We start from the raw sequence: 24,550 nt of genomic DNA, 5'->3' as shown, positions 1-24,550 counted from the left end.
GTGCGATCAGCGGTTGTCAGGCTTGGCTTCGATCAACATGAACATGCGGAACAGCACCACGCTGGTGAACAGTTGCAAGAAGCTGTGAACGCTTTCGATCAGCAAACTGAGCAAAGGATTCTGGGGCGGCGGGTACACCGAGACGCTGACCCCCTTGAGCAACCACAGCGGGCCCATCACACAGAGGATGCACAACAGGATCCGCCAGAAGTTGCCGCGGGACATGTTCAGGCTTTCCTTCATCGCCGCCAGGGGAGGCAGTCCCCTGAGGACCAACAGGTATTCACTGAAGGCCAGGGTCACCATTAGCCATAAGCCCGGCAGGAAATACAGCGACAGCCCCACCAGGATCAACAGCGTGTTGAGCGCCGTCAGCAAGGCAAAGCGTGGCCACAGGGTGAGGGCCGTTGCGAGCAGGTCACGGGGGCGTGGTGCTTCACCGCGGCTGCGGGCGTCGAGGAACAGGATCAACGCGGCGGTGTACAAGGGGTACACCAGCAGCCCGACGATCACGCTGTAGCCGGGAAAGCCGTCGGGGCCGAGGGCGCTGTCCACGCCTTGCTGCAGCAACGCCTCGAGTATGACCAGCGGCAGGCACAGTTGGGCGATTCGGCCCAGATGGCGCTTGAAGAAATACAAAGAGTCGCGCAGCACGTCAAACGGATTCATGAGTCGGTATCGCAGTTCAAAAGCGGTCCGACACTTTAACCGATCAGGCGCCCGCACAAGCAAACGTAAACATCAGGTAAAGACCATTGAAAGCTTTGCGGCGAGCCCCATTACTGATGGGCACCGGTCTTCGGGATCGGAATGGTTTCTACCCGGCAATCTAATGAGGTCGCCATGAACAGCGAAGAACAAACCCTGATCGATGGACTGTTTTCACGGCTGCAACAGGCCGAAAAGGATTCAGCCCCGCGCGACGCCCAGGCCGAGGCGCGGATCAAGGAACACCTGGCCAGCCAGCCAGCGGCGGGCTATTTCATGGCCCAGGCGATTCTGGTGCAGGAGGCCGCGATCAAGCGCCTTGATGAACAGAACAAGCAACTCACCCAGCAAACCGAGCAATTGCAGGCCGAGCTGCAACGGGCCCGTTCCCAGCCATCGGCGCCCAGCGGTGGCGGAGGCTTTCTGTCGAGCATTTTTGGTGGCAGTGCCCGGGACTCACGCCCGGCAAGCGCACCGACATCCAGTGGCGGAGGCTGGCGCGAACCGGCGCAGCCGTCCTTCAATGCCCAGCCCCAACCGGGCTTCGGCGCGCCGCCCGGCAATTATGGCGCACCGCAGCAGGCCCCGGCCGCGGGCAGCTTCCTGGGCGGCGCCCTGAAAACCGCGGCGGGCGTGGCCGGCGGCGTGATGCTGGCCCAAGGCATCAGCAGCCTGTTTCACAGTAACCAGCAACCGCAGGAAATCGTCGAGGTCATCAAGGAAGAACCGGCGCAACCGGTCAACGATACCGCAGGCAACGGTTGGGGCGATGACCCGCGCGTGGCTGACAACGACACCTACGGCAACGACCAGGGCGGGTTCAGTGACGCGGACTACAGTGACGATTCATCTTCCTTCGGCGACGACGACTCCTTCGTCTGACCTGCCATTCGTCCGGGGCGCACAGGCGCCTCGGGCCGATTATTCGCGGAACAATCCTTCGGGCTGGCATACTGGGCGACTTTTCGGCCCTGGTGGCCTGTGTGCGTGTGCATCCAAGAGGAAACGCGGTGAAAAAAATTGCAGTGTTCGCCGATGTCCAGAACCTCTACTACACCGTGCGCCAAGCCTACGGTTGCCATTTCAACTACGCCGCGCTGTGGGCTGATGTCAGCAAGCAGGGGCAGATCGTCGAGGCCTATGCCTACGCGATCGATCGCGGTGACAGCAAGCAGCAGCAATTCCAGCAGATCCTGCGCAACCTGGGCTTTGTCGTGAAGCTCAAGCCCTATATCCAGCGCAGCGACGGCTCGGCCAAGGGGGACTGGGACGTGGGCATCACGCTGGACATCATGGACGCCGCCGACCACGTCGACGAAGTGGTGCTGGCCTCCGGCGACGGCGATTTCGACATGTTGCTCGAACGCATCATCACCAAGCACGGCGTGCAGGCCGTGGCCTATGGCGTGCCGGGTCTGACCGCCAACTCGCTGATCCGCGCCGCCAGCCGCTACGTGCCGATCGAAGGCGCGTTGCTGCTCAAGAATTGATTTTCACGGAGTTCAAAAGGTTTGGAACGCATCGCAGTCATCGACTTTGAAACCACCGGCATCACCCCGAGCAGCAGTTGCCGGGCCACTGAAATCGCGGTGGTGATGCTCGAGCAAGGCCGGATCGTCGACCGCTACCAGAGCCTGATGAATGCCGGTGTGCGCGTCCCAGCGTTTATCGAGCAACTGACCGGCATCAGCAACGCCATGCTGCGCAGCGCCCCGTCGGCGGAAAAAGTGATGAACGAGGTCAACGAATTCGTTGGCATCACGCCGCTGCTGGCCCACAACGCCGCGTTCGATCAGAAATTCTGGGACTTTGAACTGGGACGGATCAAGCGCACCCGCCTGCAGAATTTTGCCTGCTCGCTGTTGCTGGCCCGGCGCCTGATGCCGGCGGCGCCGAACCACAAGCTCGGCACGCTCAACGCGTTCGCCGGCCTGCCCCATACCGGCCAGGCTCACCGCGCCATGGCCGATGCCGAAATGGCCGCCAACCTCACCGCGCACCTGGCTTCGGAATTGCGGCAAAAGCATGGGCTGCGGGAGTTGTCCCATGATCTGCTGTGCAGTCTGCAGAAAGTGCCGGCGGCGAAAATCAATGAGCACCTCAAGCGCCATCGCGGGTTCTAAACACACCACAACCAACTGTGGGAGCGGGCTTGCTCCACAGTTTGATCATCCCCATGCTCCGCGTGGGAATGCCTCAACGGACGCTCTGCGTTCGGCTCTTGATGGGACGCGGAGCGTCCTGGGCTGCATTCCCGCGCAGAGCGTGGGAATGATCTGGTCAAGGTTGACGGTTATTTCCCATTGCCTTCCAACTGCCCCAACGGCACACGCTTTTCAATGGCGCTGGACAGCACGATCGAAGTCTTGCTGAAGCCGAACTTGGCGATGCGGTTGATCAGTTCTTCCAGTTCCGGCATCGAGCCCACCGCCGCTTGCATGATCACGCACGGGTCGCCTGTCACCCGATGGCACTCGGTCAGTTGCGGGATCTTGCACAGTTCGTCGTAGGTCTTCTGGTTGCCGTGCTGGTTCATCCGCAATTCGATCACGCACTGCACCGGCAGGCCGATCTTCGCCATGTCGACTTTGGCTTGATAACCGGTGATGACGCCGCTGGCTTCCAGTTTGCTGACCCGCTCGGCCACGGCCGGGGCTGACAGGTTCACTTTACGGGCCAGTTCGGCGTAGGACGCACGACCGTTTTCCAGCAGGGCGGCGAGCAGCATGCGGTCGTATTTATCCATGTATTGGCTTCCAAGTGACGTGACTTTCGAAAGCGCGGTTTATAGCGCCAATCTCCATGTTTTGAAAAGTGTATGGGTGGGATAAACAGGTTTTGTAACTTATTTTCCGTCTGTCGCCTTTCTAGAATAGCGACTCTCATTGTCCTGACTTCGAGCTGAACATGCCTGGCCCACGCCGTTTTCCCTTGCCATTGATTGCTGCCTTTTTTGCCTTGTACGTCATCTGGGGTTCGACCTACCTGGTGATTCGCATCGGTGTGGAGCATTGGCCGCCGCTGTTGCTGGCCGGGATTCGTTTTGTGCTGGCCGGTTCGCTGATGTACGGCTTCCTGCGCTGGCGCGGGGCACCGGCGCCGACCTGGGCGCAATGGAAGGCCGGGGCTATCATCGGCGTGCTGTTGCTCAGTTTCGGTAACGGCGCGGTCAGTGTGGCCGAGCACACGGGCGTGGCGTCCGGGGTGGCGGCGTTGGCCGTGGCGACGGTGCCTTTGTTTACCTTGCTCTGCGGATATTTCTGGGGCGCGCGTAACACGCGTCTGGAATGGGCGGGCATTGTACTGGGGTTGATTGGCATCGCGATGCTCAACCTGGGCTCCAATCTGCAGTCCAGCCCGTTGGGTGCGACCTTGCTGGTATTCGCGGCGGCCTCCTGGGCCTTCGGTTCGGTGCTGAGCAAACACTTGCCGTTGCCGGCAGGGGCGATGGCCAGTGCCGTGGAAATGCTGGTAGGCGGTGTGGTGCTGTTGATCGGCAGTGTGGCCAGCGGCGAGCACCTGGACAGTATGCCGCCGCTGGAAGGTTGGTTTGCCTTGGCTTACCTGACCTGCTTCGGCTCGATCGTTGCCTTCAATGCCTACATGTACCTGCTCAAGCATGTGCGCCCGGCGGCGGCCACCAGTTATGCCTACGTCAACCCAGCCGTGGCGGTGTTGCTGGGGATCGTGTTCGCGGGTGAAACCATTGGCGCTGAAGAAAGTGTGGCAATGTTGGTGATCATCAGCGCCGTGGTGTTGATCGGTTTGCCGCAGTGGCGCAAACCCAAGCCTGCGCCGGCCGCCTCCTGATTTAGGGTAAACTGCCGCGCATTGCACACCATGCGCTGATTTTTCCTACGGTACTTCCATGACTTTCGCCACTCTTGGCCTGATCGAACCCTTGCTGCGCGCCCTCGAGACGCTCGGTTACCAGACCCCGACCCCAGTGCAGGCCCAAGCCATGCCGGCGGTGCTGGCCGGTCGCGACTTGATGGCCGCGGCCCAGACAGGCACCGGCAAGACCGCCGGTTTCGCCGTGCCGCTGCTGCAGTTGCTGACCACCGAAGGACCGAAGGTCGCGGCCAACTCGGTGCGAGCGCTGATCCTGGTGCCGACCCGTGAGCTGGCCGAGCAGGTCCATGAAAGCGTGCGTCAGTACGCGCAAAACCTGCCGCTGAGCACCTACGCCGTGTACGGCGGTGTCAGCATCAACCCGCAGATGATGAAGTTGCGCAAAGGCGTCGACCTGCTGGTCGCCACGCCAGGGCGCCTGCTCGACCTGTTCCGCCAGAATGCGCTGAAGTTCAACCAGTTGCAGACCCTGGTGCTGGACGAAGCCGACCGCATGCTCGATCTGGGCTTCTCCGAAGAACTGGCGAATATCTACAAGGCCCTGCCGAAGAAGCGCCAGACCCTACTGTTCTCGGCGACCTTCTCCGACGCGATCCGCCTGCTGGCCGGGCAGATGCTCAACGATCCGCTGAGCATTGAAGTGAGCCCGCGCAACGTCGCCGCCAACACCGTCAAGCAATGGGTGGTGACGGTGGACAAGAAGCGCAAGCCGGAATTGTTCGTGCACTTGATGCGCAAGAACAAGTGGAAGCAGATGCTGGTTTTTGCCAAGACCCGCAACGGCGTCGATGCGCTGGTGGAAAAACTCCAGGGCCTGGGCGTCAACGCCGACGGCATCCACGGTGACAAACCCCAGGCCACCCGCCAGCGCGCACTGGACCGCTTCAAGGCCAGCGAAGTGCAGATCCTGGTGGCGACCGACGTCGCTGCCCGTGGCTTGGATATCGAAGATTTGCCGTTGGTGGTGAACTTCGACCTGCCGATCGTGGCCGAGGACTACATCCACCGTATCGGCCGTACCGGCCGGGCGGGCGCTACAGGGCAGGCAATCTCCCTGGTCTGCGCCGATGAAGTGAATTTGCTGTCAGCCATCGAGATGTTGACCCGTCAGACGTTGCCTCGCCAGATGGAACAAGACTTCGAGCCTGAGCACCGTGTGCCCGACACCGATGCCAGCGGCCAGGTGATCAAGAAACCGAAAAAGCCGAAGAAACCGAAAACCTCCGGTGGCGGCGGCAAGCGCAACCTGGGTAAATGGGTGGACAGCGGCGATTCGGCGCCGGTGGAGCCTTCGGCCAAGCCGGTGCGAAAAGTGCCGGTGTTCAATACCGGGCCGCGTAAAAAGAAACCCTGATAGTTCACTGACCGATGATCGTTCCCACGCTCTGCGTGGAAACGCCTCTACGGACGCTCCGCGTTCGGCTTTGGGACGCGGAGCGTCCCGGGCTGCATTCCCACGCGGAGCATGGGAACGATCACTGCCTCAAGAATTCCAGCATCCCCAACCCCGCCGCCCGGCCACTGGCAAAGCACGCCGTGAGCAGGTAGCCGCCGGTGGGCGCTTCCCAGTCGAGCATTTCCCCGGCGCAGAAAACGCCGGGTATCTGCTTGAGCATCAGGCGTTCGTCCAGGGCTTCGAAGGTCACGCCACCGGCGCTGCTGATGGCTTCATCCAACGGGCGGGTTTTCACCAGGGACAATGGCAAGGCCTTGATCGCCTGGGCCAGCCGCGCCGGCTCAGCAAAGCAATCAGCTGGCGTGAGTTCACGCAACAGCGCAGCCTTGACCCCGTCGATCCCCAACTGGCTGTGCAAGTGCTTGGCCATCGAGCGCGAGCCGCGAGGCTTGCTCAGGGCTTGCTGGATTTTATCCACAGGTCGGCCTGGCAGCAGATCCAGATGAATGGTCGCGCTGCCGTGTTGGTTGATGGCTTCGCGAATCGCTGCCGACAGGGCGTAGATCAGGCTGCCTTCGATGCCGGTGGCGGTGATCACGCATTCGCCGAGGCGCGGTATATCGTCGTTCAGGCCGATGGCGATGTTTTTCAGCGGGGCGCCAGCGAATTTGCTGATCATCAGATCGCTCCAGGCCTGCACTTCGAATCCGCAATTGCTCGGTTGCAAAGGCGCAAGGACTACACCGCGCTGTTCCAATGGCAACATCCAGGCGCCATCGGAGCCCAGCCGTGACCAACTGCCGCCGCCCAGCGCCAGCAACGTCGCGTCAGGTTGCAGGGTTTTTTCGCCCTCCGGCGCTGCGATCCTCAGGCTGCCGTCGGGGTGCCAGCCAAGCCAGCGATGGCGGGTGTGAATCGTCACGCCGGCATCGCGCAGGCGCTTGAGCCAGGCGCGCAGCAGCGGGGCTGCTTTCATGTCGGTAGGAAATACCCGTCCGGAGCTGCCGACGAAGGTGTCGATGCCCAGCCCGTGAATCCATGTGCACAACTCATCCGCGCCGAAGGCCCGCAGCAAGGGGGCGAGGTTCGGCGCGCGTTCGGCGTAACGGGACAGAAAGGCCGGAAAAGCTTCCGAGTGGGTGATGTTCATACCGCCGACACCGGCCAGCAGAAACTTCCTGCCTACAGATGGCATCCCGTCGTATAGGTCGACCTGGATCCCGGCCTGGCTCAACACCTCGGCCGCCATCAGGCCGGCGGGGCCGCCGCCGATGATGGTGACGTTTGGGGTGGAGGGCTTGGCGGCTTGGGTCATGGCAAATTGTGGGGCTGTGGAATAAGCGGCGCATTCTATCAGCACAAACTCCTGTGGGAGCGGTGGTGATCAAAAAATAGCCAAGCGTTCGCACGCTATAAGCGACATAGCCTGTAGGCCATTTCACTCAGGTTATCCACAGGCCGCTCCACAGGCATTGTGGGTAACGCGCCCAGACTTCAATGACAACCTGATGACGCCCAGACCTTTTGTGCGCTGTGGTGCAGGATCCCGTGGCGGCGGGCCAGGGCCTGGCGGTCCTTGCTGTAGCCGCCGCCGATCACGCCGACCACCGGGATGTCGCGCCCCAGGCAATGGCGCATGACGCTTTCGTCCCGGGCGGCGAGGCCTGCATCGGTCAGCTTCAGATAACCGAGGGCGTCGTCCTTGTGCACATCGACACCGGCGTCATACAGCACCAGGTCGGGCTGGTAGAGCGGCAGCAGGTAGTTGAGCGCATCGTCCACCACCTTCAGATAAGCGCCATCTTCCATGCCCATCGGCAGGGGAATGTCCCAATCGCTTTGGGCCTTGCGTGCAGGAAAATTCTTTTCGCAGTGCAGGGATACTGTCACGGCGTCCGGGGTGTCATGGAGTATTCGGGCGGTACCGTCGCCCTGGTGCACGTCGCAGTCGAAAATAAGCACCCGCGAAACTCGGCCGCTGGCCAGCAAATACCGGCTGATCACCGCCAGGTCGTTGAAGATGCAGAACCCTGCCGGGTGGTCGTAATGGGCGTGATGGGTGCCGCCGGCCAAATGACAGGCCAGCCCGTGCTCAAGGGCCTGCTCGGCCGCCAGGAGTGAGCCGCCCACGGCGCGAACCGTTCGGCGGGCCAGGGCTTCGCTCCAGGGCAGGCCGAGTCGCCGTTGGTCTTCACGAGACAACTCGCCGCCCATGTAGCGTTCGATATAAGCGCGGTCGTGGGCCAGGGCGAGGATGTCCGGGGGACATAGCGACGGGCGCAGCAGATCCGCATCGCGGGTCAGGCCGCTGTCCACCAGGTGATCGCGCAACAGGCGAAACTTGTCCATGGGGAAGCGATGGTCCGGCGGGAACTCGGGGCTGTAGTCTTCGTGATAGATCAGCGGCAGTGGCATGGTGTTTTCAGCGGTGATTGAGTGACGGATCCTACCAGCGATGTAGACTCTGGGGCATGGAAGGGGAGTGAAAATGGAGCCGATACTGGAACTGGAAAGCGCACGGCTGCTGTTGCGGCAGTGGCGCGATGATGATTTGCCGGAATTTGCCGCCATGTGCGCCGACCCGCAGGTGATGCGGTATTTCCCGGCGCGCCTGAGCCGCCTGGAAAGCGCCGCCCTGATTGGCCGCGTGCGAGGGCATTTCGCCGAGCATGGTTTTGGTTTGTGGGCCCTGGAGCGCAAGGACACTGGCGCTTTCATTGGCTTCACCGGGCTGGGTGTGGTCGGGTTCGATGCGCCTTTCACACCGGCCATCGAAATTGGCTGGCGCCTGGCCCGGGAGCACTGGGGCCTGGGGTATGCCAGCGAGGCGGCGTGGACCGCCCTGCGTTGTGCCTTCGACCAGTTGAGGCTGGACGAAGTGGTGGCGTTCACCGCCGTGGATAACTTGCCGTCGCAAAAGGTCATGCAGGCCATCGGCATGCAGCATGATCCGGCTGACGATTTCGAACACCCGACACTCGCGGTTGGTCATCCATTGCGTCACCATGTGCTCTATCGCATCAATCGTGAGCAGTGGCTACAGACCCTGCACGGTTAGCCGACACGGACGTTTACAATGCCCGCCAAAATGGCCCGGGCCACTATCGATCCGCCGCCGCAGCATAGACTGCGCGGTTTTTGCGCTGTGTGAGGAAAGTCTGAATGAGCCACGTGTTGGAAGATCTGGTCGACCTGCTGACCCTGGAACCGATCGAAGAGAACCTGTTTCGCGGGCGTAGCCAGGACCTGGGGTTTCGCCAGTTGTTCGGCGGCCAGGTCCTGGGCCAGTCGTTGTCGGCGGCCAGCCAGACCGTGGAAGAGGCGCGCCATGTGCATTCGATGCACGGTTATTTCCTGCGTCCGGGCGACGCGGCGTTGCCGGTGGTCTACCAGGTGGACCGGGTGCGTGACGGTGGCAGTTTCAGCACGCGCCGGGTGACGGCGATTCAGAAGGGCAACCCGATTTTCACTTGCAGTGCCTCGTTCCAGTACGACGAAGAGGGCTTCGAGCACCAGAGCAGCATGCCGCAAGTCGTCGGGCCGGAGAACCTGCCGTCCGAGCTGGAACTGACCCAGCAACGTGCGCACTTGCTGCCTGAGCACATGCGCGAAAAACTGCTGTGCCCCAAGCCGATCGAGGTTCGCCCTGTCACCGAAAAGGACCCTTACAACCCGCAACCGGCCGACCCGGTGAAGTACGTGTGGTTCCGTGCCGATGGCGCCCTGGCGGATTCGCCGGCCTTGCACAAATACCTGCTGGCCTACGCGTCGGACTTCGGCCTGTTGACCACTTCGCTGCTGCCCCACGGCAAATCGGTGTGGCACAAAGATATGCAGGTCGCCAGCCTCGATCACGCCTTGTGGTTCCATGCCGACCTGCGCGCCGATGACTGGTTGCTCTACGCCATGGACAGCCCGTGGGCCGGCAACTCCCGCGGGTTCTCCCGTGGCAGCGTGTTCAACCGCGCCGGACAACTGGTGGCCTCGGTCACCCAGGAAGGCCTGATTCGCCATCGCAAGGACTGGGCATGAGCCTGGCCGAGATTCGTCACTGGGTGTTCGACATGGACGGCACGCTGACGATCGCCGTGCATGACTTCGCGGCGATTCGCGTGGCCCTGGCGATTCCGGCCGAAGACGACATCCTGACCCACCTGGCCGCGTTACCGGCGGATGAGGCAGCAGCCAAGCATGCTTGGCTGCTGGAGCATGAACGGGACCTGGCGCTGGGCTCCAGGCCAGCGCCGGGGGCGGTTGAGCTGGTGCGGGAGCTGGCTGGGCGCGGTTATCGCCTGGGCATCCTCACCCGTAACGCCCGCGAGCTGGCCCACGTCACCCTCGAAGCCATCGGCCTGGCGGACTGTTTCGCCGTGGAGGATGTGCTGGGCCGCGACGAAGCACCGCCCAAGCCCCACCCCGGTGGCCTGTTGAAGTTGGCCGAGGCCTGGAGCGTGGCGCCCGAGGCGATGGTGATGGTGGGCGATTACCGCTTTGACCTGGACTGCGGGCGTGCGGCGGGGGCGCGGACGGTGTTGGTGAACTTGCCGGATAACCCGTGGCCGGAGCTGACGGATTGGCATGCGCGCGATTGTGGGGAGTTGCGGCGGATGCTGTTGGCTTGAGCGCTGGGTTGACTGAACGATCGCTATCACGAGCTTGCTCGTGATAAGTCCCAGTCATTCGCGACAAAACTTACTGCCCAAACAACACCTTCAGCCCCTCAGGCGAAGTCAACATCCCATCCCCGTTATGCCCAACCCCCGGCACTTCGATCAGCCGCTGGTTCAACCCCTCGGGATGACGCCGGGTCAGGTAGTCAAAAAAGAAATGCCCGCGCAGTAACCGATACGGCCCCTGGGTTTGTGCTTCGCAGCCTTTATCCAGCGCTGGATGTTCCGGGTCGGTGTCTTGTTGTCCGAGCAAATAGACGATGTCGCGCTTGACGTAGTTATCTTCCAGTTGCGCGGGTGTTTGCCCCGCCGCGTAGGCTGGCAAGTTCTGCAGGCCGTACTTCCAATGATTGAAGCCAGGGCAACCGGCAGGGTCGAAAGCCATGGGCCGTTGCGCATCGAAGTAGGCATAGGACGACGGGTTGGCAATGACAAAACGTGGGCTGACCCGGTATTGGCCGTGGGCGAGCAGGGCATAGCGCTGCACGACCTGGGCGCCGCCGGAATGGCCGGCGATGACGATCTCTTTCACTTCGGGAAACTGCTGTCGGTCACTGACTCGCGCAACGATGTCGTCGAGTACCTGGAAGGAACTGATTGGATGGGGCCCTGTGGATAAGCCACCGGCCATCCAGTCGTTGCCTTGCCAGCGCAGGAGGTCATTGGGCAGTTGATGGCGCGCCACGTCCTGTTCGTTGAGAAACTGCGGGGCGATGATCAGGGTGGTACCCAGTTGCCCGGCCTGCCCGGCGGCCTTTTCGGCGCTGTGCAGGTAGGTGTCGGCATTGCGCAGCCGACCGTGGAGGATGATCAAAACGCGCTGGATGGACGCTGGCGGTGGGCTTACGCCGACGGCCATGGCGCCACCGTTGAACAGCAGTCGCCCTTGGGCGACCACGTTGACGCCGTGTTCCTCGGCCTGGGCAACGGAGCAGCACAGCACCAGCCCGACCAACGTCCCCCACTTCATCTACAGGGTTTTCGCCGCGAACGTGTCGCACTGGCTGACCTGGCCCTGGGCGAACCCGGTCTTGAACCAGCGCACTCGCTGCGCCGACGTGCCGTGGGTGAAGGAGTCCGGCACCACGCGGCCCTGGCCTTGTTGCTGCAAGCGGTCATCGCCGATGGCATTGGCGGCGTTCAAGGCTTCCTCGATGTCTCCCGGCTCAAGCCAGTTCAGGCGTTTTTGCGCATGGTTGGCCCATACACCAGCCAGGCAATCGGCCTGCAATTCCTGGCGTACCAACAAGCCACCATCGCCCTCCATCTGCCGGCCTTGCTGGCGCGCTTCCTGGATTTTCGCCGACACGCCGAGCAGCGTCTGCACATGGTGTCCGACTTCGTGGGCAATGACGTAGGCCTGGGCGAAGTCCCCGGCGGCGGCGAAGCGTTGGGACATTTCCTTGAAGAAACTCATGTCCAGGTAGACCTGGCGGTCTGCCGGGCAATAGAACGGACCGGTCGCCGACGAGGCCAGGCCGCAGGCCGAGTTGACTCGACCGCTGAACAACACCAGTTTCGGTTGTTGGTACTGGCGTCCGGCCTGCTGGAACACCTGGCCCCAGGTGTCTTCGGTATCGCCGAGGATCGAGCGCACGAACTCGGCCTGTTCATCGTTGGCCGGCGGTGCCTGGCGGGTCTGTGAAGAGGTGGGTGCGGATTGATCCATCTGCCCGGCCAGTTGCCCGAGAATCTGCATTGGGTCCTGGCCGGTGATCCAGCCGATGCCGACGATCAGGAGGACGGCCGTCAGGCTCAAGCCCTTGCCGCCGCCGAAACGCATCCCGCCACCGCCCCCACCGTCACCGCGAGCGTCCACCACGTTGTCACTGCGGCGACCTTTTTTCCATAACATGTGGGCGTTCCTCTGATTGACCGGGGTGTCACTGTACTGCCGTTGCGGTGAGTCTAGCTTTTGAGGCGTCAGGATGCGCGTGATGCCTGAGCTTTCAGGCAACCGGCGCGGGGTTTGGTTCATCAGGGCATGAATGAATGGCGCACCGGTTCCAGAATTTGCATTACACTTTGCATATTCTAGAATCGACGAACTTACCTTTGGATCGCCCATGGCCGGCAGTCAAATCGAACGGGTTTTCAATGTGCTGGAAAGCCTCGCCAGCGACCCTCGCGGCTGGCCGCTGTTAGGCTTGGCCGAACAGTTGCAGATTCCCAAGAGTGCCACCCACCGTTTGCTCGCCGAACTGATGCGCCTGGGCTATGTGCGCCAGAATCCCGAAAACCTGCGTTATCACTTGTCGACCCGCCTGGTCGCCATGGGCTTTCGTTATCTGTCGCGAAGCGGTGCCGACATCGTCCAGCCAGTGCTCGATCGCCTGGCACAGGAAACGGGTGAACTGGTGCGCCTGGGTGTCATCGAAGGGGAGTGCCAGACCTGGATCGCCAAATCTCAGGGGGCCCGTTCCGGCTTGCGCTACGACCCGGACATGGGACGTGAGACGCCGTTGTCCTATACCGCGTCGGGCCATGCCTGGCTGGCTTGCATGAGTGACGCCGAGGCGTTGGCGCTGGTGGCGCGCCAGGCCGTGCAAGTGCCGGAGGACGCCGGGCCAAACGCGCCACGCAGCCCGGCTGGACTGCTCCAGTACCTGCACCAGGCCCGCGAACACGGCTATGCCTGTGTCGAGGAAAGCTCGGCGATCGGCACGTCGGCCATTGCCGCTGTGGTCCGTCATCCATTGGACGGCCGGGTCATCGGCGTGTTGAGTGTTGCCGGCCCCAGCGCACGGATGACGCGGGCGCGGTTGCATGAGCTGGCACCGACCTTGCTGGCGTTTGCCGAGGAGTTATCGCAAGCCAGCCAGGCCTCGGAATTGTTCAGCTGAATGCGGTCTCGTCCGCCACAGGCAAGCCTTGCACCCCACATCACGCAACGCAGGATTCCTACATGACCGTCAGCACTCCGCTTTCCGGTGTCAATCAGGCTTTCAAGGGCATCCTGCTTATTCTGGTGGCGACGTTTCTGTTCTCCAGTCATGACGCCTTGTCGAAATATCTCTCGGGTTTCTACCCGATCATCATGGTGGTCTGGGCACGTTACGTGGTGCACACATTGTTGATGGCGGGTATTTTCCTGCCGCGCTCGGGGTTGCGGGTGCTGCGGACCAAGCGGCCTTTGTGGCAACTGGGCCGGGCGCTGTGCCTGCTGGGCACCAGTCTGTTCTTCACCACGGCGCTGTTGTATATCCCGCTGGCCGAGGCGACGGCGGTCAACTTTCTCGCGCCTGTGCTGGTCACCGCGTTGTCGGTGCCATTGCTGGGCGAACACGTGACACGCGGGCAATGGATCGCAGTGATCTTCGGCTTTATCGGGGTATTGATCATCGTCCATCCGGGCGGGGATCTGTTCACCCCGGCGGTGATATTGCCGTTCTGTTCGGCGCTGTTCTTCTGTTTCTACCAACTGCTCACGCGAAAGCTCAGCGAGATCGACAGCCCGACCACCAGCAACTTCTTCGCCGGCCTGTGCAACACCTTGGTGATGAGCGCGTTGGTGCCGTTCTTCTGGCAAGTGCCGAGCCTGTTGCACGGAGCGATGATGCTGGCGCTGGGCGCCTGCGGGATGACGGCGCACCTGATGCTGACCCAGGCCTTCCGCTTTGCCGCCCCGGCGCTGCTCGCGCCGTTCGGGTACTGCCAGATCGTGTTTGCCGGGCTGCTGGGCTGGTTGTTTTTCAGCCATACGCCGACGCTGACCACCGTGGTGGGCATCGCCCTGATCTGCTTGAGTGGGTTGGCGGCGGCGTGGCAACAGCGGCGCAAGTGACCGCCCCACAGAACCCTTTGTGGCCAGCCCAGTCCCCTGTGGCTAGCACAGTCCACTGTGGCGAGGGAGCTTGCTCCCGCTGGGCTGCGAAGCAGCCCCCGCTTTCAGGCGATTGCTGCGCAATCGAGCGGGAGCAAGCTCCCTCGCCACAGGTCTTCTCCAGCCGTATCAGTTTTCCAGGGTAGGCACCTTGCGCGGCGCCATGAAGTACAGCCAAGTCAGGGCAATGAAGTACATCGCCGGGATCAGGGTGAACAGCACGGTGTAGTTATTGTTGGTCACGGTGAGGATGTGACCCACTAGCTGGGTCATGAACATCCCGCCGATGGCCGCGCACATGCCGCCGAAGCCGAACACCGTACTCATCATGTGCTTGGGCGTGTAGTCCATCACCAGGCTCCAGATGTTGGCGGTCCAGGCCTGGTGCGCGCCGATGGCCAGGGAAATGGCGAACACTGCCATCCACAGGTTGCTTGCGCCGGCGGCCATGATCACGCCGATGATGCAGCAGGCGAACAGCAGCATGGACACCAGTCGCGCCTTGATCGGATCGAGGCCGCGACCGATCAGGAACGAAGACAGGATCCCGCCGCCCACGCTGCCGAAGTCGGCGGTGAGGTAGATGATGATCAACGGGATGCCCATCTGGGTCACGTTGATGCCCAGGTTGTACTGCTGGTTCAGGAACGGCGGCAACCAATAGAGATAGAACCAGAACACCGGCGCGGTGATCGAGTAGGCCAGGGCGAACGCCCAGGTGCCGCGCATGCGCAGGATGCGTGAGAACGGTACGCGGACCTGGTCCGGTTCGTCCTGGGCCTGGATGTAGTCCAGCTCCGATTGTTTGACGGTGGGATGGTCTTCGGGGTTGAAGTATTTCAGGCCCCAGAACACCAGCCAGATCCCGCCGAGCGCTGCCATGCACAGGAACGCGGCCTGCCAGCCCCACACGTGCAGGACCAGCGGCAACAGCATCGGGGTGAACATCGCGCCGACATTGGTCCCGGCGTTGAAGATACCGGTGGCTACGGCCCGTTCGCCCGCCGGGAACCACAGTCGTGTGGTCTTCACGCAGGCCGGGTAGTTGGCGGCTTCGGTGAGGCCGAGGATGAAGCGGCAGACCATGAAGCCCACCGCCGAGGTGGCCAGGCCGTGGGCGCCGGTCGCCAGGCTCCAGAGCAGCACGGCGCAAAAGAACACGCGCTTGACGCCGATCCGGTCGATCAGCCGCCCCTGCAACACGAAACCGACGGCATAACCGACCTGGAACCAGAAGTTGATGTTGGCGTAATCCATCGCCGTCCAGCTCATCTCCTTGGCCAGGATCGGCTGCATGACGCCCAGGGCGGCGCGGTCGATGTAGTTCAGGGTGGTGGCGAAAAACACCAGGGCGAGCATGCCCCAACGGGTCTTGCCCACGGTCATGGCGCCGCGGATCTTGTCTCCGACGCCGCCGGTGGAGGCACTCAGGCCAGTGGCCAGGCGGGAACTTTGGGAAGGAATCATAGCGTGTACCCGTTTTTGAAATTCTTATGGTCGGTCTGGGTCTGTCCATCGACGTCGGCGATCAGGGCTTGCGTCGATGTGGGGAGCGATGGTGCGCAGTGAGCAAAAAATCGTCAATTCGGCGATCGGCATTTTGTTCGATAATCGCCCAAAAAACTAACCGGATGGTACATATTGAATTGCTGAAAGAAACCGGCAGCTCAATAATCGGCTGACTCTTTAAAAAGCGGCGCACCTTTTGTAGCCGATGCCTGTCCCGGGAGCCGAAGTCATGCAGCGTTCCATTGCCACCGTGTCGTTGAGCGGTACCCTGCCGGAAAAACTCGAAGCCATTGCCGCCGCCGGTTTTGACGGGGTGGAAATCTTCGAGAACGACCTTCTCTATTACGATGGCAGCCCTCGGGAAATCAGGCAGATGTGCGCCGACCTGGGCATCGCCATCACCTTGTTCCAACCGTTTCGTGACTTCGAGGGCTGCCGCCGCGATCGCCTGTCGCGCAACCTGGAGCGGGCCGAACGCAAGTTCGACCTGATGCAGGAACTGGGCACCGACCTGGTGCTGGTGTGCAGCAATGCCTCGGCCGATAGCGTCGGCGATGAACGGATTCTCATCGATGACCTGCGCCTGCTGGCCGAACGCGCTGGCGCACGCGGCTTGCGTATCGGTTATGAAGCGCTGGCCTGGGGGCGGCACGTGAATACTTATCAACAGGTCTGGAACATCGTGCGTCAGGCCGATCACCCAAGCCTCGGGGTGTTGCTCGACAGCTTCCACACCTTGTCCCTCAAGGGCGATCCGAGCGCGATCGCCGAGATTCCCGGCGACAAGATTTTCTTCGTGCAAATGGCCGACGCGCCGATCCTGGCCATGGACGTCCTGGAATGGAGCCGGCATTTCCGTTGTTTCCCGGGCCAGGGCGAGTTCGACTTGCCGGGTTTCCTGGCGCCGATCATCAAGAGTGGCTACACCGGACCGCTGTCGCTGGAAATCTTCAACGACGGTTTCCGCGCCGCGCCGCCACGGGCCAATGCCGCCGATGGTCTGCGCTCGCTGCTGTACCTGGAGGAGAAGACCCGCCAGCGCCTGGCTGCAGAAGCGCCCTCCATGCGCAATACCGACATCCTGTTCGCCACGCCGCCGGCCAGCGAATACGACGGCATCGAATTCCTTGAGTTTGCCGTGGACGATAGCCTCGGCGCCAAGCTGTCCCATTGGCTGGAGCGGCTGGGGTTCGTCAAGGCCGGCCAGCATCGTTCCAAGAATGTCAGCCTGTTGCGCCAGGGCGATATCAACCTGATTCTCAACAGCGAACCGTATTCCTTTGCCCACAGCTTTTTCGAAGCCCATGGGCCGTCGTTGTGCGCCACCGCCGTGCGGGTCAAAGACAGCGCCAGCGCCCTGGAGCGGGCCGTGGCCTACAAAGGCCAGCCCTATCGTGGGTTGGTAGGCCCCAATGAACTGGAGCTGGCGGCGGTGCGCGCACCGGATGGCAGCCTGATCTATCTGGTGGACCAGCAGGCGGATGTCTACGGCACTGATTTCAATCTGCAGCCGGGCGCGGTCATTGGGGCCGGGCTCAAGCGCATCGACCACATGGCGATGGCGCTGCCGGCCGACAGCCTCGACAGTTGGGTACTGTTCTACAAGAGCCTGCTGGATTTCGAGGCCGACGACGAAGTCGTCCTGCCCGACCCTTATGGCTTGGTAAAAAGCCGTGCGCTGCGCAGCCGCTGCAGTACGATCCGCTTGCCGCTGAACATTTCCGAGAACCGCAACACCGCGATCTCACACGCGCTGTCGAGTTATCGCGGCTCCGGCGTGCATCACATCGCCTTCGACTGCGACGACATCTTCGCTCAGGTCAGTCGTGCCAAAGAGGCGGGCGTACCGTTGCTGGACATTCCGCTCAATTATTACGACGACCTGGCGGCGCGTTTCGATTTCGACGATGAGTTCCTCAGCGAGCTGGCCTACTTCAACGTGTTGTACGACCGTGACGCCCAGGGTGGCGAGCTGTTCCACGTTTACACCGAGCCGTTCGAAGGGCGGTTTTTCTTCGAGATCATCCAGCGCAAGAACGGCTACGTCGGTTATGGCGCCGCCAATGTCGCGGTGCGCCTGGCGGCCATGGCCAAGTCTCGCAGCGGTGGTTTGCGACACGCCAAGTTGTAGGGAAATCGTAAACGTGGCGGTAATGGGCCGTGTCGTGGCTTCCTTCAGTGCACGGTGCGGCCCATAATCGCCAGCCTGTGCAGTGATGGCCGTGAGCCCCGCAATGACTATGAATCCAGAGCTTTCCGCAGCCCTCGACGAACCCGTCGTCGCGCCGCGCAAGAGTCGCAAGAACAACCCGGAGAAGACCCGGGAGAACATTCTTCAGGAAGCCATCGTCGAGTTCGTCCAGCAAGGCCTAGCCGGTGCCCGGGTCGACGCCATCGCCGAGCGCATCCACACCTCAAAGCGCATGATCTACTACTACTTCGGCAGCAAGGAGCAGTTGTACGTCGAGGTGCTGGAAAAACTCTACGGTGATATCCGCACCACCGAGAGCCGCCTGCACCTGGCGGAACTGGCCCCGGTCGATGCGATCCGGCGCCTGGTGGAGTTCACCTTCGACCACCACGATCGCAATGTGGATTTCGTGCGCATCGTCTGCATCGAGAACATCCACAACGCCGAGTACGTGAAACAGTCCGGCGCGATCAAGGCGATGACCAACACCATCCTCGATTCCCTGGGCGTGATCCTGCGTCGCGGTGCCGAAGAGGGTGTGTTCCGTCCCGATCTGCAACCGCTGGATGTGCACTTGCTGATCAGTTCCTTCTGCTTTTACCGGGTGTCCAACCGCCAGACATTCGGTGAGATTTTTCAGATCGATTTGTCGGACGAAGCGATCAAGCAGCGGCATCGGCAGATGGTTTGTGAGTCGGTGTTGCGCTACCTACAGCCCTGAGCCGAACCGAATGTGGGAGCGGGCTTGCTCGCGAATGCGGTGTGTCAGTCGACAAATGTGTGACGGACAAACCGCATTCTCGAGCAAGCCCGCTCCCACAGGGATAATCCCCGGGCTTTAGTGATTCATGCTCTGGAAGTGTTCCAGCATCCGCTGTGCATCTGGCGCGACGCCGCTGAACAATTCAAACGCCTTCACCGCCTGGAACACCGCCATGTTGCCGCCATCCAGCGTGCGGCAGCCAAGGGCGCGGGCGTTGCGCAGCAGTTCGGTTTCCAAGGGAAAGTAAACGATTTCCGCCACCCACAATTGGCCGTGCAACAGTTCGACCGGCACCGGCATGCCCGGTAGTTTCGCCATGCCCATGGGCGTGGTGTTCACCAGGCCATCGGCCTCGGCCATGGCGGCGGACAGGTCATGCCCGGCCCGGGCACGACCAACGCCGAAGTGTTGGTTCAGGTTGTTGGCCAAGGCCTCGGCACGACTGACCTCGACGTCAAAAATGCTCAGCGTCTGTACGCCTTCTGCCAAAAGCGCGTGGGCAACCGCCGCGCCAGCGCCTCCGGCGCCCATCTGTACCACGCGCCGACGCGCAACATCACCCAGGCCGCGGCGAAAACCCTCGGCGAACCCCAGGCAGTCGGTGTTGTGACCGATGCGCTTGCCATCCTTGAGCACCACGGTATTCACCGCGCCAATGCCCCGGGCCTCGGGCGACAGCTCATCGAGCAGCGGGATGATCGCCTGCTTGCAGGGAAAGGTGATGTTCAGGCCGGTAAAACTCATGCGCTCGGCGGCCTTGAGCAAATCGGCCAAGGCGCCGCTGTCGAGTTTCAGCGCATCGAGGTCGATCAGCCGATAGAGGTAACGCATGCCTTGGGCATCACCCTCATGCTCATGGAGTGCCGGCGTGCGAGAGGCCTGGATGCCCGCGCCGATCAGGCCGGCCAGCACAGTGATATTCGACATGCTCATCAACCCTTCAACCGCTGACTGAAATGTTCAAGGGCCAGGCGATAACCATGGCTGCCAAACCCGCACATCACGCCAATGGCGACGGATGAGACGAAGGAGTGATGACGGAAGGTTTCACGGGCGTGGACGTTGGACAGGTGGACTTCGATGACCGGTACTTCGCTGGCCACCAGGGCATCGCGGATCGCCACGGAGGTGTGGGTCCAGGCCGCCGGGTTGATGACGATACCGGCACACCGGCCACGGGCGCCGTGAATCCAGTCCAGCAGCTCGCCTTCCTGGTTGGTCTGGCGAAATTCCACCGCCAGGCCGAACTCTTCAGCGGCGCGGCCGCACAGTGCCGAGATGTCAGCCAGGGTTTCATGGCCATAAGTCGCCGGCTCGCGGGTGCCGAGCAGGTTCAGGTTCGGGCCGTTGAGCACCAGAACGATCGGAGGCATCGCAATTTCTCCACATTTTTATTGTTGGTGTCGGCCAGGTTTCAGCCGTTGGAGATAAATTGTACTAGATGGTTAATTTGGTCAAATAAAGCCGACGTCATTGGCCATTAAGTGTTCGATGATCGAACATGGACCTCACAGGTCGGTAATTTGGAGAGGGAAACTGTGGCGAGGGAGCTTGCTCCCGCTCGGTTGCGCAGCAACCGCAAAAAGCTTGGGGCTGCTGCGCAGCCCAGCGGGAGCAAGCTCCCTCGCCACAGGGTAATCCTTCACCCCAAAAGGAGGGCTTACCGCCGAGTCAGCAACACCCCGGATTCCATATGATGGGTCCAGGGAAATTGATCGAACAACGCGCAACGCGTAATGCGGTGGGTGTCGTGCAGTTGCGCGATGTTGGCCGCGAGGGTTTCGGGATTGCAGGAAATGTACAGGATGTTGTCAAAACGGCGGGTCAGCTCGCAGGTGTCCGGGTCCATGCCTGCGCGGGGCGGGTCGACGAAGACGCTGCCGAATTCGTAGCTTTTGAGGTCGATGCCATGCAAACGACGGAACGGCCGGACTTCGTTCAGGGCTTCGGTCAGCTCTTCGGCGGACAGGCGCACCAGCGTGACGTTATCCACCGCGTTTTCGCTGAGGTTGCTCAGCGCGGCGTTCACCGAGGTCTTGCTGATCTCGGTGGCCAGCACTTTGCGCACACGGGTGGCCAAGGGCAGGGTGAAGTTGCCGTTGCCGCAATACAACTCCAGCAGATCGTCGCTGCGATCGCCCAGCGCCTCGTAGGCCCAGTTGAGCATCTTCTGGTTCACCGTGCCATTGGGCTGGGTGAAGGCGCCTTCGGGCTGGCGATAGCTGAAGGTACGACCGCCCACTTCGAGTTTCTCCACCACGTAGTCATGGCCGATCACTTCGCGCTTGCCCTTGGAGCGGCCAATGATACTCACGCCCAGGTCGCTCGCCAGCTTCGAGGCGGCGGTGTGCCAATGCTCGTCCAGCGGGCGGTGATAACACAGGGTGATCATCGCATCGCCGGCCAGGGTGGTCAGGAACTCCACCTGGAACAGCTTGTGGCTCAGGGGCGCGCTGGCTTGCCAGGCGGCCTTGAGTTGCGGCATCAATTGGTTGATGCGCAGGCTGGCGATGGGGAATTGCTCGATGAGGATCGGCGTGCGCTTGTCGTCCTGCGAGAACATCGCGTAATGCCGCTCGCCGGCCTCGCGCCACAGGCGGAATTCGGCGCGCAGGCGGAAGTGCTCCAGCGGCGAATCGAACACCGCAGGTTCTGGTGCATCGAACGGTGCCAACAGGTCACGCAAGCGGGTGACCTTGTCCTGGAGCTGAGCGGTGTAGGCGTGGGAATCAAAAGTCATGCGTTGAACCAACCCAACTTGATCACGAACAGGATCGACAGGATGACCAGCGCCGGGTTCAACTCACGGCCACGGCCGGACACCAGTTTGATGGCGGTCCAAGCGATGAAACCGAAGGCGATGCCGTTGGCGATGGAATAGGTGAACGGCATCGCCAGGGCGGTCACCACCACTGGCGCGGCCACGGTGATGTCGTCCCAATCGATTTCCGCCAGGCCCGAAGTCATCAGCACGGCGACGAACAGCAAGGCCGGCGCGGTGGCGAAGGCCGGGACGCTGGCGGCCAGTGGCGAGAAGAACAGCGCCAGCAGGAACAGGATCGCCACGATGACGGCGGTCAGGCCGGTGCGCCCACCCGCGCTGACACCCGCTGCCGATTCGATGTAGCTGGTGGTGGTGGACGTGCCCAGCAGCGAACCGGCCATGGCGGCGGTGCTGTCGGCAATCAACGCACGGCCCATCTTCGGCATGTGCCCGTCCTTGCCCATCAGCCCGGCGCGCTTGGCGACGCCGATCAACGTGCCGGAGTTGTCGAACAGGTCGACGAACAGGAAGGCGAAGATCACGCTCACCAAGCCGATGTCCAGGGCGCCCTTGATGTCCAATTGCAGGAAGGTCGGGGCCAGGGACGGTGGCATGGAGATCACGCCGCCGAACGGCGTGAATCCCATCAGGATCGACACGATGGTGACCGCCAGGATGCCGATCAGCACCGCTCCACGCACTTTCAGCGCTTCGAGGCCGACGATCAGGACGAAGCCGAGGGTCGCGAGGATCGGCGCCGGTTGCTTCAAGTCGCCGAGGCCGACCATGGTCGCCGGGTTTTTCACCACGATGCCGGCGTTGTTCAGGGCGATTAGCGCCAGGAACAGGCCGATGCCAGCGGCAATGGCCGAGCGCAGCGGCAGCGGGATGCTATTGATGATCCATTCGCGGATACGAAAGATCGACAATATGAAGAACAGTACGGCGGAGATGAACACTGCGCCCAGCGCCACTTGCCAGGTGTGACCCATGTGCAGGACCACGGTGTAGGTGAAGAAGGCATTCAGGCCCATGCCCGGTGCGAGGGCGATCGGGTAGTTGGCGATCAGGCCCATGACCGTGGAGCCAATGGCCGCTGCCAGGCAGGTGGCGACGAACACCGCGCCTTTGTCCATGCCGGTTTCACCGAGGATGCTCGGGTTGACGAACAGAATGTAGGCCATGGCCAGGAAGGTCGTGACGCCCGCCAGGATCTCGGTCCGCACGTTGGTGTTATGTGCCTTGAGTTGAAACAGCCTTTCCAGCATGTCTGCTCCCCGTGGCGCGCCCGGCGCCGTGAATGTATCGACCTCAACAGCAAAGCACAGGTCGCCAGGGGCGCCCGGGAATTTTCTGCGGGTCGGAAAAAGCCGCGCATCATACCAGCAGCGTAGCGTTGTGGCTGCGATCGTCGTCGATGTTTTGCCAACGCGCCAAGTGGGCCATACTGCGCGCGGTTCCGGGAGGTCTCTATGTATTGCATGAATAAAAAGCTGCTGGCGGCGGTGGGTTGCATGCTGGGTGGGTGGTTGTCCGGACAGGCCGCCAATGCCGCGTCGGCGCCGCCCTTGAGCGAGGTCAAGGTGCTCAAGGTCGAGTCGCCGGCCTGTGGCTTCGAGGATATCGCGCCAGGGCAGGCACAGACCCGTTGTGATCACAATGGGCCGGGTATCAAGGTCTACGTGCTGGAGGTCGGCTACGGTCGGCAGCCCAATGTCACGCTGGACGGTTTCGAGGTCGATGGCACCCGCTCGCCGGTGTGTGCGTACAGCAATGGTAATCTCAACGATTGTTCGGCCCAGACCAGAATCGTCGGCTATTTGTACATCTTCGATCTGAAGGGCAAGCAGGAAGGCACCTTCAACTTCAGCAACATTTCGATCAATGCACCGGGCAATCGGATGTCGGCCCAGCTGTACATTAAATGACCTGTCGGCATGACAAGCTGAACGCGGCCCGGCAAACCTGACTAGGCTTCAGGGACCACCCCATCGGAGAGCGCGCCCATGATGCCTGGAACCAAGCTGCCTCGAGCCCTGATTACGGTCGCCGAAGGTGTCGATGACCTGCAGACAGTCACCCTGATCGACGTGCTGCGTCGAGCCCAGATCGAAGTGGTGGTGGCAAGCATCGAAGGGCGGCGGATGCTCACCTGTGCCCGCGGCACGCGCCTGACCGCCGATGGCATGTTGGTGGACATGCTTGTGCAGGATTTCGACCTGATCGTTCTGCCCGGCGGCATCATCGGTGCCCAACACCTGGCAAACCATCAGCCGCTGCAACAGCTGGTCAAGGACCAGGCCGCCACCGGACGGTTTTTCGCCGCCATCGCCGAAGCCCCGGCCCTGGCGCTACAGGCCTTTGGCGTCCTGCGCCAGCGGCGCATGACCTGCCTGCCGGCGGTGAGCCAGCAACTGTCTGGTTGCAGCTTTGTCGATCAACCCGTGGTGGTGGATGGCAACTGCATCACGGCCCAGGGTTCGGCCGCCGCCCTGGCATTTGCCTTGACGTTGGTGGAACAACTCAGTGGCAAGGGCGTGAGGAGCGTGGTGGCGGCGGAGTTGCTGGCCTGACGGACATCAAGCGTGTTGTGGGAAAGGTTCAATCACAGGCTGCACGCGCTGCTCGGCTTGCCACAAATCGTAATCGGTCTGGACGCCCAGCCAGACCCTGGCCTTGCCGATCCCGGCACGCTCCAGGCGCACAGCCAGGTCGGGGCTGACGGGCGCATGACCATGCAAGATCCGGGAAAGATGAGGCCGGGCGAAACCCAGGTGTCGCGCCAGTTCGGTGACGGTGATACCCAGTTCGGGCAGCACGTCCAACCGCAAGGTTTCGCCTGGGTGTGGCGGATTGTGCATGGGCATGTTCCAG

The 24,550-nt window shown here is 62.0% G+C and carries 26 protein-coding genes; 14 read left to right on the top strand and 12 right to left on the bottom strand.

The window, feature by feature from the left end:
• Positions 1–6: 6 nt before the first annotated feature.
• Complete coding sequence (locus BLU76_RS25900) at positions 7–669, bottom strand: hypothetical protein (RefSeq protein ID WP_092224983.1); 663 nt, start codon at positions 667–669, stop codon at positions 7–9.
• Positions 670–843: 174 nt separating this feature from the next.
• Between BLU76_RS25900 and BLU76_RS25895 the strand changes: the two genes are divergently transcribed.
• The 3 genes from BLU76_RS25895 to BLU76_RS25885 all read left to right on the top strand — a co-directional run bounded on the left by BLU76_RS25895 (position 844) and on the right by BLU76_RS25885 (position 2,831).
• Entirely contained in the window at positions 844–1,590 is a 747-nt protein-coding gene (locus BLU76_RS25895) for a DUF2076 domain-containing protein (RefSeq protein ID WP_092224981.1), read from the top strand.
• 128 nt (positions 1,591–1,718) lie between these two features.
• A complete protein-coding gene (locus BLU76_RS25890; protein WP_063324258.1) occupies positions 1,719–2,198 on the top strand; it encodes a LabA-like NYN domain-containing protein in 480 nt (159 codons plus the stop codon).
• Positions 2,199–2,219: 21 nt separating this feature from the next.
• Positions 2,220–2,831, top strand: coding sequence for a 3'-5' exonuclease (locus tag BLU76_RS25885; protein ID WP_053189903.1), 612 nt, complete (start codon positions 2,220–2,222; stop codon positions 2,829–2,831).
• Between the two features lie 170 nt (positions 2,832–3,001).
• Here the strand turns inward: BLU76_RS25885 and BLU76_RS25880 are convergent, their stop codons facing one another.
• On the bottom strand, positions 3,002–3,454 hold the full coding sequence (locus BLU76_RS25880) for an Lrp/AsnC family transcriptional regulator (RefSeq protein ID WP_025215612.1): 453 nt from the start codon (positions 3,452–3,454) through the stop codon (positions 3,002–3,004).
• 161 nt (positions 3,455–3,615) lie between these two features.
• On the opposite strand from BLU76_RS25880, the gene yedA reads away from it, so the two are divergent.
• Positions 3,616–4,518 (top strand): drug/metabolite exporter YedA, encoded by a 903-nt coding sequence (gene yedA, locus BLU76_RS25875; RefSeq protein ID WP_092224979.1) that lies wholly within the window; start codon positions 3,616–3,618, stop codon positions 4,516–4,518.
• A gap of 58 nt (positions 4,519–4,576) precedes the next feature.
• Positions 4,577–5,914 carry an RNA helicase RhlE1 gene (locus BLU76_RS25870; RefSeq protein ID WP_092224977.1) on the top strand — a complete coding sequence of 446 codons (1,338 nt, stop codon included), beginning with the start codon at positions 4,577–4,579 and terminating at the stop codon, positions 5,912–5,914.
• 121 nt (positions 5,915–6,035) lie between these two features.
• Here BLU76_RS25870 and BLU76_RS25860 read toward each other — a convergent pair whose 3' ends face one another.
• Positions 6,036–7,271 carry a TIGR03862 family flavoprotein gene (locus tag BLU76_RS25860; protein WP_092224973.1) on the bottom strand — a complete coding sequence of 412 codons (1,236 nt, stop codon included), beginning with the start codon at positions 7,269–7,271 and terminating at the stop codon, positions 6,036–6,038.
• Positions 7,272–7,450: 179 nt separating this feature from the next.
• The gene (locus BLU76_RS25855) at positions 7,451–8,371 is read right to left on the bottom strand and encodes a histone deacetylase family protein (RefSeq protein ID WP_092149930.1); all 921 of its coding nucleotides are present in this window, start codon (positions 8,369–8,371) and stop codon (positions 7,451–7,453) included.
• 73 nt (positions 8,372–8,444) lie between these two features.
• Between BLU76_RS25855 and BLU76_RS25850 the strand changes: the two genes are divergently transcribed.
• From BLU76_RS25850 to BLU76_RS25840, 3 genes are all read left to right on the top strand, one after another.
• Positions 8,445–9,014 carry a GNAT family N-acetyltransferase gene (locus BLU76_RS25850; protein WP_092224971.1) on the top strand — a complete coding sequence of 190 codons (570 nt, stop codon included), beginning with the start codon at positions 8,445–8,447 and terminating at the stop codon, positions 9,012–9,014.
• 104 nt (positions 9,015–9,118) lie between these two features.
• Complete coding sequence (gene tesB, locus BLU76_RS25845) at positions 9,119–9,988, top strand: acyl-CoA thioesterase II (RefSeq protein WP_003205823.1); 870 nt, start codon at positions 9,119–9,121, stop codon at positions 9,986–9,988.
• A complete protein-coding gene (locus tag BLU76_RS25840) occupies positions 9,985–10,578 on the top strand; it encodes an HAD family hydrolase (protein WP_092149927.1) in 594 nt (197 codons plus the stop codon). The genes tesB and BLU76_RS25840 overlap by 4 nt, the downstream gene beginning before the upstream one ends.
• A 70-nt stretch (positions 10,579–10,648) precedes the next feature.
• Here the strand turns inward: BLU76_RS25840 and BLU76_RS25835 are convergent, their stop codons facing one another.
• Together BLU76_RS25835 and BLU76_RS25830 are read right to left on the bottom strand one after the other, a co-directional pair.
• Positions 10,649–11,596 (bottom strand): alpha/beta hydrolase, encoded by a 948-nt coding sequence (locus tag BLU76_RS25835; protein WP_092224969.1) that lies wholly within the window; start codon positions 11,594–11,596, stop codon positions 10,649–10,651.
• Positions 11,597–12,481 (bottom strand): KPN_02809 family neutral zinc metallopeptidase, encoded by an 885-nt coding sequence (locus BLU76_RS25830; protein ID WP_003205817.1) that lies wholly within the window; start codon positions 12,479–12,481, stop codon positions 11,597–11,599. It lies immediately after the preceding gene.
• Positions 12,482–12,692: 211 nt separating this feature from the next.
• On the opposite strand from BLU76_RS25830, the gene BLU76_RS25825 reads away from it, so the two are divergent.
• Positions 12,693–13,469: an IclR family transcriptional regulator gene (locus BLU76_RS25825; protein ID WP_092149921.1), complete on the top strand. Its 777-nt coding sequence runs from the start codon at positions 12,693–12,695 to the stop codon at positions 13,467–13,469.
• Positions 13,470–13,531: 62 nt separating this feature from the next.
• Positions 13,532–14,410 (top strand): DMT family transporter, encoded by an 879-nt coding sequence (locus BLU76_RS25820; RefSeq protein ID WP_092224967.1) that lies wholly within the window; start codon positions 13,532–13,534, stop codon positions 14,408–14,410.
• 168 nt (positions 14,411–14,578) lie between these two features.
• On the opposite strand, the gene BLU76_RS25815 is transcribed toward BLU76_RS25820, so the two are convergent.
• Positions 14,579–15,916, bottom strand: coding sequence for an MFS transporter (locus BLU76_RS25815; protein ID WP_092149915.1), 1,338 nt, complete (start codon positions 15,914–15,916; stop codon positions 14,579–14,581).
• Between the two features lie 271 nt (positions 15,917–16,187).
• Here BLU76_RS25815 and quiC point away from each other — a divergent pair, with 271 nt between their 5' ends.
• The gene (quiC, locus tag BLU76_RS25810) at positions 16,188–18,089 is read left to right on the top strand and encodes a 3-dehydroshikimate dehydratase QuiC (protein ID WP_063324269.1); all 1,902 of its coding nucleotides are present in this window, start codon (positions 16,188–16,190) and stop codon (positions 18,087–18,089) included.
• 103 nt (positions 18,090–18,192) lie between these two features.
• Positions 18,193–18,870 carry a TetR/AcrR family transcriptional regulator gene (locus BLU76_RS25805; protein ID WP_063324270.1) on the top strand — a complete coding sequence of 226 codons (678 nt, stop codon included), beginning with the start codon at positions 18,193–18,195 and terminating at the stop codon, positions 18,868–18,870.
• 117 nt (positions 18,871–18,987) lie between these two features.
• Here BLU76_RS25805 and BLU76_RS25800 read toward each other — a convergent pair whose 3' ends face one another.
• From BLU76_RS25800 to BLU76_RS25785, 4 genes are all read right to left on the bottom strand, one after another.
• Positions 18,988–19,839: a shikimate dehydrogenase gene (locus BLU76_RS25800; RefSeq protein ID WP_371856981.1), complete on the bottom strand. Its 852-nt coding sequence runs from the start codon at positions 19,837–19,839 to the stop codon at positions 18,988–18,990.
• A 5-nt stretch (positions 19,840–19,844) separates the two neighbouring features.
• Complete coding sequence (gene aroQ / locus BLU76_RS25795) at positions 19,845–20,285, bottom strand: type II 3-dehydroquinate dehydratase (protein ID WP_003205806.1); 441 nt, start codon at positions 20,283–20,285, stop codon at positions 19,845–19,847.
• 287 nt (positions 20,286–20,572) lie between these two features.
• Positions 20,573–21,652 (bottom strand): tRNA (uridine(54)-C5)-methyltransferase TrmA, encoded by a 1,080-nt coding sequence (gene trmA, locus BLU76_RS25790; protein ID WP_092149906.1) that lies wholly within the window; start codon positions 21,650–21,652, stop codon positions 20,573–20,575.
• The gene (locus BLU76_RS25785; protein WP_092224964.1) at positions 21,649–22,944 is read right to left on the bottom strand and encodes an NCS2 family permease; all 1,296 of its coding nucleotides are present in this window, start codon (positions 22,942–22,944) and stop codon (positions 21,649–21,651) included. Before BLU76_RS25785 ends, trmA begins: the two co-directional genes overlap by 4 nt.
• 204 nt (positions 22,945–23,148) lie before the next feature.
• Here BLU76_RS25785 and BLU76_RS25780 point away from each other — a divergent pair, with 204 nt between their 5' ends.
• Both BLU76_RS25780 and BLU76_RS25775 read left to right on the top strand, forming a co-directional pair.
• On the top strand, positions 23,149–23,604 hold the full coding sequence (locus tag BLU76_RS25780) for a DUF4879 domain-containing protein (RefSeq protein ID WP_092224961.1): 456 nt from the start codon (positions 23,149–23,151) through the stop codon (positions 23,602–23,604).
• 78 nt (positions 23,605–23,682) lie between these two features.
• The gene (locus BLU76_RS25775; protein ID WP_092149897.1) at positions 23,683–24,249 is read left to right on the top strand and encodes a DJ-1 family glyoxalase III; all 567 of its coding nucleotides are present in this window, start codon (positions 23,683–23,685) and stop codon (positions 24,247–24,249) included.
• Positions 24,250–24,255: 6 nt separating this feature from the next.
• Here the strand turns inward: BLU76_RS25775 and BLU76_RS25770 are convergent, their stop codons facing one another.
• Positions 24,256–24,543: a HigA family addiction module antitoxin gene (locus BLU76_RS25770; RefSeq protein WP_092149894.1), complete on the bottom strand. Its 288-nt coding sequence runs from the start codon at positions 24,541–24,543 to the stop codon at positions 24,256–24,258.
• Between the last annotated feature and the right edge of the window lie 7 nt (positions 24,544–24,550).

The sequence above is a fragment of the Pseudomonas sp. NFACC08-1 genome (assembly GCF_900106735.1).
GTDB classification, from domain to species: domain Bacteria; phylum Pseudomonadota; class Gammaproteobacteria; order Pseudomonadales; family Pseudomonadaceae; genus Aquipseudomonas; species Aquipseudomonas fluorescens_Q.
This window is presented reverse-complemented; position numbering and strand designations above follow the sequence as displayed.

Bases quoted from the DNA above. Each gene is read 5' to 3' on its own strand.
- BLU76_RS25900 (WP_092224983.1), bottom strand. From the start codon at position 669: ATGAATCCGTTTGACGTGCTGCGCGACTCTTTGTATTTCTTCAAGCGC.
- BLU76_RS25895 (WP_092224981.1), top strand. From the start codon at position 844: ATGAACAGCGAAGAACAAACCCTGATCGATGGACTGTTTTCACGGCTG.
- BLU76_RS25880 (WP_025215612.1), bottom strand. From the start codon at position 3,454: ATGGATAAATACGACCGCATGCTGCTCGCCGCCCTGCTGGAAAACGGT.
- yedA (WP_092224979.1), top strand. From the start codon at position 3,616: ATGCCTGGCCCACGCCGTTTTCCCTTGCCATTGATTGCTGCCTTTTTT.
- BLU76_RS25870 (WP_092224977.1), top strand. From the start codon at position 4,577: ATGACTTTCGCCACTCTTGGCCTGATCGAACCCTTGCTGCGCGCCCTC.
- BLU76_RS25860 (WP_092224973.1), bottom strand. From the start codon at position 7,271: ATGACCCAAGCCGCCAAGCCCTCCACCCCAAACGTCACCATCATCGGC.
- BLU76_RS25855 (WP_092149930.1), bottom strand. From the start codon at position 8,371: ATGCCACTGCCGCTGATCTATCACGAAGACTACAGCCCCGAGTTCCCG.
- BLU76_RS25850 (WP_092224971.1), top strand. From the start codon at position 8,445: ATGGAGCCGATACTGGAACTGGAAAGCGCACGGCTGCTGTTGCGGCAG.
- tesB (WP_003205823.1), top strand. From the start codon at position 9,119: ATGAGCCACGTGTTGGAAGATCTGGTCGACCTGCTGACCCTGGAACCG.
- BLU76_RS25840 (WP_092149927.1), top strand. From the start codon at position 9,985: ATGAGCCTGGCCGAGATTCGTCACTGGGTGTTCGACATGGACGGCACG.
- BLU76_RS25835 (WP_092224969.1), bottom strand. From the start codon at position 11,596: ATGAAGTGGGGGACGTTGGTCGGGCTGGTGCTGTGCTGCTCCGTTGCC.
- BLU76_RS25830 (WP_003205817.1), bottom strand. From the start codon at position 12,481: ATGTTATGGAAAAAAGGTCGCCGCAGTGACAACGTGGTGGACGCTCGC.
- BLU76_RS25825 (WP_092149921.1), top strand. From the start codon at position 12,693: ATGGCCGGCAGTCAAATCGAACGGGTTTTCAATGTGCTGGAAAGCCTC.
- BLU76_RS25820 (WP_092224967.1), top strand. From the start codon at position 13,532: ATGACCGTCAGCACTCCGCTTTCCGGTGTCAATCAGGCTTTCAAGGGC.
- BLU76_RS25815 (WP_092149915.1), bottom strand. From the start codon at position 15,916: ATGATTCCTTCCCAAAGTTCCCGCCTGGCCACTGGCCTGAGTGCCTCC.
- quiC (WP_063324269.1), top strand. From the start codon at position 16,188: ATGCAGCGTTCCATTGCCACCGTGTCGTTGAGCGGTACCCTGCCGGAA.
- BLU76_RS25805 (WP_063324270.1), top strand. From the start codon at position 18,193: ATGACTATGAATCCAGAGCTTTCCGCAGCCCTCGACGAACCCGTCGTC.
- BLU76_RS25800 (WP_371856981.1), bottom strand. From the start codon at position 19,839: ATGTCGAATATCACTGTGCTGGCCGGCCTGATCGGCGCGGGCATCCAG.
- aroQ (WP_003205806.1), bottom strand. From the start codon at position 20,285: ATGCCTCCGATCGTTCTGGTGCTCAACGGCCCGAACCTGAACCTGCTC.
- trmA (WP_092149906.1), bottom strand. From the start codon at position 21,652: ATGACTTTTGATTCCCACGCCTACACCGCTCAGCTCCAGGACAAGGTC.
- BLU76_RS25785 (WP_092224964.1), bottom strand. From the start codon at position 22,944: ATGCTGGAAAGGCTGTTTCAACTCAAGGCACATAACACCAACGTGCGG.
- BLU76_RS25780 (WP_092224961.1), top strand. From the start codon at position 23,149: ATGTATTGCATGAATAAAAAGCTGCTGGCGGCGGTGGGTTGCATGCTG.
- BLU76_RS25775 (WP_092149897.1), top strand. From the start codon at position 23,683: ATGATGCCTGGAACCAAGCTGCCTCGAGCCCTGATTACGGTCGCCGAA.
- BLU76_RS25770 (WP_092149894.1), bottom strand. From the start codon at position 24,543: ATGCCCATGCACAATCCGCCACACCCAGGCGAAACCTTGCGGTTGGAC.